This window comes from Actinomadura sp. WAC 06369 (genome assembly GCF_003947565.1).
In the GTDB taxonomy this organism is placed as follows: Bacteria; Actinomycetota; Actinomycetes; order Streptosporangiales; family Streptosporangiaceae; genus Spirillospora; species Spirillospora rifamycini.
This window is the reverse complement of sequence record NZ_QHJN01000302.1, coordinates 1-4798: the sequence shown is the minus strand read 5'-3', so window position 1 is coordinate 4798 and position 4798 is coordinate 1. Positions and strand designations below refer to the sequence as shown.

Genomic DNA, 4798 nt, shown 5'->3' with positions numbered 1-4798 from the left:
CAGCCCCCGAGATACTGCCGTTCTCCCGGTCCAGCGCCTCGAAGAACCTTGCCTTCAGGTCCTCAAAATCCATGATCCCCGCAACTCCCTGAAGATCAGGGTGTTGCGGGGATCACTAGAACCCACGCCGCGGCCGTCGGCCCGCCCGTCCCCGGCGGGCACGGGCTGACGGGGATGCGCGAGCGGGTCGCGGCGGTCGGCGGGGAGCTGCGCACCGGCGCGGGCCCCCTCGGCGGGTTCGTCGTCGAGGCGGTCCTGCCCGCCGCGGACGCGGCCGCGACGCCCGCTCACGGCGCCCCCGCGAGGGCGGCACGGTGAGGGCGGCGCGGTGACCGTCCGCATCATCGTGGCCGACGACCAGGAGGTCGTCCGCGCGGGCTTCGGCGCGCTGCTGGGCACGCAGCCGGACTTCGCCGTCGTCGCGACCGCCGACGACGGCGCGGCGGCGGTCCGCGCCTGCGCCGAGCACCGCCCGGACGTGGTGCTGATGGACGTGCGGATGCCGGTGATGGACGGGATCGAGGCGACCCGCCGCATCGCGTCCGCCGCGGGCGCGCCCCGCATCCTGATGCTGACGACGTTCGACCTCGACGAGCACGTCTACGACGCGCTGGTGGCGGGCGCGGGCGGGTTCCTGCTCAAGGACGTGACGGCCGAGCGGCTGTTCGACGCCGTCCGCGTCGTGGCGGCGGGGGAGGCGCTGCTCGCCCCGGCCGTCACCCGGCGCCTCATCGACGAGTTCGCGCGGCTGCGGCCCCGCCCGCCGTCGGCCGCGCTGGACGTCCTGACGCCGCGGGAGACCGAGGTGCTGCGGCTGGTCGCCGAGGGGCTGAGCAACGCCGAGATCGCCGCGCGGCTCGTGGTGGGGGAGGAGACGGTCAAGACGCACGTGAGCCGCGTCCTGCGCAAGCTGGGCCTGCGCGACCGCGTCCAGGCCGTCGTCACCGCCTACGAGACGGGCCTGATCGTGCCCCGGACCCGCTGAGCGCGCCCGGATTCGCGGCGTCCCGCGTCCCGCCGGCCGAAGACCTTCGGCCGCGGCGGTCGGGCGCGAACGGCGACGGGCCCGCACCGGTGCACGTGCGTGCACCGGTGCGGGCCCCGTAGCGTCACCCGATCGTGTCGGTCAGGCGGTCTTCCTGCGCCCGGCCCGCAGGATCTCCAGCCGTTCCGCCAGCACCTCCTCGAGGTCCTCGACGGTACGGCGTTCCATGAGCATGTCCCAGTGCGTCCGCGGCGGCTTCCCCTTCTTCGCTTGGGGGAGCTCGCCGTCGACCCGCAGGGCCGTGGCGCCGCAGTTGCGGCATTCCCAGGTCATCGGCACCTCGGCCTCGGCTGCGAGCGTCACGGTGAACCGGTGGCCCTTGGTGCAGGTGTAGTCCACCTCTTGCCGAGGGGCCAGATCGGTGTTGCGATCGTTCTCGTAGCTCGTCGCTCCGAGTCGGGTGCCGCGAAGTGCGCGCTCGGCCATCGTCACGTGCCTCCCAGACGGCTTGCGGTCTTGCCCTGACCAACGCTGAATCCGGTGACAAGATTCCCGTCCGCGGGCGGGTCCAACCCTGCGGGTTTTCGCCGGGGCCCCGCGGCCCTGCGGGAATCCTTCGGCGCGGCCCCGGGCCGCGGGGGCGCGCGTCCGTCCGGGCGGTTCAGCGCCGGGACGTCAGGACCTCGTCGATCAGCCCGTACTCCAGGGCCTCCTGCGCGGTGAAGTAGCGGTCGCGGTCGAGGTCGCGGCGGACCGTCTCAGGGTCCTTCCCGGTGGCCTCGGCGATGATCGCCTCGGTCTGGGCCCGCAGCCGCAGCACCTCCTCCGCCTGGATCTGCAGGTCGCTGGACTGGCCGCGGGACGTCCCGACCTCGGGCTCGTGCAGCAGGATCCGGGCGCTCGCCAGCGCCGCCCGCTTGCCGGGCGTCCCGGCCGCCAGCAGCACCGCCGCCGCCGAACCCGCCTGCCCCACGCAGGTGGTCTCGATTTCGGGACGGATGTAGCTCATCGTGTCGTGGATCGCCATCATCGCCGTCAGCGACCCGCCGGGCGAGTTGATGTAGAGGGCGATGCGGCGGTCGGGGTCCATGCCCTCGAGCGCCAGCATCTGGGCGGTGACGTCGTTGGCGCTGACGTCGTCGACCGGCGTCCCGAGGAAGACGATGCGGTCCTCGAAGAGCTTGTTGTAGGGGTCGGTCTCCTTGCGTCCGTAGGGCGTCTGCTCCTCGTAGGAGGGGACGAGGGAGCGCTTCTCGGCCCGCATCAGGTGCCCACCCGGTCGGTGCTGTCGATGACGTGGTCGATGAAGCCGTACTCGCGGGCCTGGTCGGCGGTGAACCACCGGTCCCGGTCGGCGTCGGCCTCGATCCGCTCGAGCGGCTGCCCGGTGTGGAACGCGGTCCGCTCGGCCAGGGTCCGCTTCAGGTAGAGCGACTGCTCGGCCTGGATCCTGATGTCGGACGCGGTGCCGCCGATGCCGCCGTGCGGCTGGTGCATCATGACGCGCGCGTGCCGCAGCGCGTAGCGCTTGCCGGCCGTTCCCGCGCACAGCAGTGTCTGTCCCATGGAGGCGGCCATGCCCATCGCGACGGTGGAGATGTCGTTCGGGACGAACTGCATCATGTCGTAGATCGCCATCCCGGCGTCCACGACGCCGCCGGGGGAGTTGATGTAGACGGTGATGTCGCGGTGGGCGTCCTGGGAGGCGAGCAGCAAGAGTTGCGCGTTCACCCGGTTGGCCACCTGGTCGTCGATCTCGGTTCCGAGGAACACGATGCGCTGCGCGAGCAGCCGCTCGAACAGGTGCGCCTCCGCGAGCCGCGGCGCCTCGGCGACCTTGGCCCGCACGCGGGGCGCGTGGGTGTCCGGCCGGGCCTGCGGTCGCATGTCCGGTCGCTCTCCGGGCCTCGGCTCCTCGTTCATGAACCCTCCCGCTCGTTCTGTACATTTCGTACACTATGTACGTCTGAGGCTAGTGGTGGCGCGGTGCCGCGGCCAGGGGGAGAGGCCATGTTTCGCTATACGATGAATCCCGTGGATGTTCCGGTAACCGAAGCACGCGCCCAGTTCGCGGACCTCGTCAACCGGGTCGCCTACACCGGCGAGCCCGTGAAGCTGACGCGGCGGGGCAAGGTGATGGCCGCACTGGTCTCTCCGGAAGATCTGGAGCTTCTGGAGATGGTGCGGTCGCAGCGGGTCGATCTGTCCCAGACGGGCCGACCCGCCCAGTCCGCGCAGCCCGCCGACCGTCCCCAGGGGGCGCCGCTGCGCATCGCCGCCGAGTACCGGCCGCCGGGGTTCGGCCGCTGAACCGGCGGCCGTCCCGGCGCCGGCCCGTCAGGCGCCGGCGCGCGTCTCCGGCGCGGGGGAGGGGCGCTCCCACAGCCCGCGGGCGGCCAGGACGCGCCGCAGGGTGACCAGCTTGTCGGTCATGATGCCGTCGACGCCGAGGTCCAGCAGCCGCTCCATGGCGTCCTCGTCGTTCACCGTCCACGCGTGGACCTGCAGGCCGAGCCGGTGCGCCGTGGCGACGAACCTCTCGGTCACGAACGGCAGCGGCCCCAGCCCGTAGGGCACCTGCGCGCACGCCACGCCCGTCGCCGCGAGCCGCACCAGCTTGGCCGTCGGCCCCCCGTAGGACTTGGCGCGCAGCGCCATCACCCCGCGCGGGCCCAGCGCCGTGCACACGTCCCGGTCGGTGTACAGCGGCAGCCGCGCCCGCATCTGCGCGAGCCGGCGGGTGGAGAACGACGTCAGGCACACCCGGTGCCAGGCGTTCGTGCGGTGCAGCACCTCGGCGAGCGGCCCGATGACCGGGGCGTCCTTGAGGTCGATGTTGACGCGCGCGTCCGGCCAGGCCCCCAGGACGTCCTCCAGCCGGGGGATCGGCTCGGTGCCGCCGATCCGGGCCCGCGCGACCTCGGAGTAGGGGAGCCGGGCGACGGTGCCGGTCCGGTCGGTCACCCGGTCGAGGGTGCGGTCGTGGAACGCGACCACGACGCCGTCGGCGGTGGCGTGGGCGTCGGTCTCCAGGTAGCGGTAGCCCAGGTCGACCGCCCGCTGGAAGGCGGCCATGGAATTCTCGGGACGTCCGCCGGCCCCGCCGCGGTGGGCGAACGGGATGGGTCCGGGATGATCGAGGAATTCGTACGAGCGGCGCACTCCTCCGATTATGGCGGACTCCTCCGCACCACCCCTACCTTACTGCGTAAAGGTGCTGGGCCGGTGCTACCGTCGGCCCAGCACCGACGAAGGAGATCACCGCAATGAGCAGCATCGACGACTACAAGCCCACGTTCGACCTCGTCGACGGCGACGGTGACGGCTACCTCACCATCCCGGAGCTGCAGAACCTCATGCGCGCCCTGGGCCTCAACGCCGACCAGACGCGCGCGGTGGAGCTGGTCGTCGAGAGCGACGTCAACCGTGACGGCAAGATCTCCCTGGAGGAGTTCGCCGCTCTCATGGAACGCACCCGCGCCTGATACGGCGCCCGGTGCCCGTGCCGCCACGGTCGCACGGGCGGCCACGACGGCGATGCCGGCACGTCCGAGCCGTGGCATGCGGCGGCGGGGGAGAGCGCGGCCTCGGCTCGGCGGGTTCGGGGCGCCCATCGCACCCGGCAGGGCCGACCGCAGGACGGCGCCGGGTGACGATACAGCCGCCGAGTGTGAGCTTCATGATCGCTAGGGCGTGTTTCGAAGTCCAGGGTGTGGCGGTGTGTCCTGATCGCTAAATAGTGAGGTCTCCGGTAGAGGGTTCATCGACCAAGAAGAACCTGAACACCGGAGACCTCGTGACCACCCTAGCGGT

8 protein-coding genes are annotated in these 4798 nt (G+C 72.1%); 4 read left to right on the top strand and 4 right to left on the bottom strand.

All coding sequences use genetic code 11. The features are described from left to right. The first annotated feature begins 174 nt into the window (after positions 1-174). Positions 175-318, top strand: coding sequence for a hypothetical protein (locus DMH08_RS38575; protein WP_199748220.1), 144 nt, complete (start codon positions 175-177; stop codon positions 316-318). A gap of 10 nt (positions 319-328) precedes the next feature. After that, positions 329-985, top strand: coding sequence for a response regulator (locus DMH08_RS38570; RefSeq protein WP_125621185.1), 657 nt, complete (start codon positions 329-331; stop codon positions 983-985). Positions 986-1126: 141 nt separating this feature from the next. Here the strand turns inward: DMH08_RS38570 and DMH08_RS38565 are convergent, their stop codons facing one another. The 3 genes from DMH08_RS38565 to DMH08_RS38555 all read right to left on the bottom strand — a co-directional run bounded on the left by DMH08_RS38565 (position 1127) and on the right by DMH08_RS38555 (position 2872). After that, the gene (locus DMH08_RS38565) at positions 1127-1471 is read right to left on the bottom strand and encodes an RNA polymerase-binding protein RbpA (RefSeq protein WP_026401712.1); all 345 of its coding nucleotides are present in this window, start codon (positions 1469-1471) and stop codon (positions 1127-1129) included. A gap of 175 nt (positions 1472-1646) precedes the next feature. Beyond that, a complete protein-coding gene (locus DMH08_RS38560; RefSeq protein WP_034517255.1) occupies positions 1647-2249 on the bottom strand; it encodes an ATP-dependent Clp protease proteolytic subunit in 603 nt (200 codons plus the stop codon). Further along, entirely contained in the window at positions 2249-2872 is a 624-nt protein-coding gene (locus tag DMH08_RS38555; protein WP_034517257.1) for a ClpP family protease, read from the bottom strand. The genes DMH08_RS38560 and DMH08_RS38555 overlap by 1 nt, the downstream gene beginning before the upstream one ends. A gap of 147 nt (positions 2873-3019) precedes the next feature. Here DMH08_RS38555 and DMH08_RS38550 point away from each other — a divergent pair, with 147 nt between their 5' ends. After that, the gene (locus DMH08_RS38550) at positions 3020-3295 is read left to right on the top strand and encodes a type II toxin-antitoxin system Phd/YefM family antitoxin (protein WP_199748219.1); all 276 of its coding nucleotides are present in this window, start codon (positions 3020-3022) and stop codon (positions 3293-3295) included. Between the two features lie 27 nt (positions 3296-3322). Here DMH08_RS38550 and DMH08_RS38545 read toward each other — a convergent pair whose 3' ends face one another. Next, positions 3323-4060, bottom strand: a complete 738-nt coding sequence (locus DMH08_RS38545; protein ID WP_425248246.1) for a glycerophosphodiester phosphodiesterase — start codon at positions 4058-4060, stop codon at positions 3323-3325. 191 nt (positions 4061-4251) lie between these two features. On the opposite strand from DMH08_RS38545, the gene DMH08_RS38540 reads away from it, so the two are divergent. Further along, positions 4252-4470: an EF-hand domain-containing protein gene (locus DMH08_RS38540; RefSeq protein WP_125621181.1), complete on the top strand. Its 219-nt coding sequence runs from the start codon at positions 4252-4254 to the stop codon at positions 4468-4470. The last annotated feature ends 328 nt before the right edge of the window (positions 4471-4798 follow it).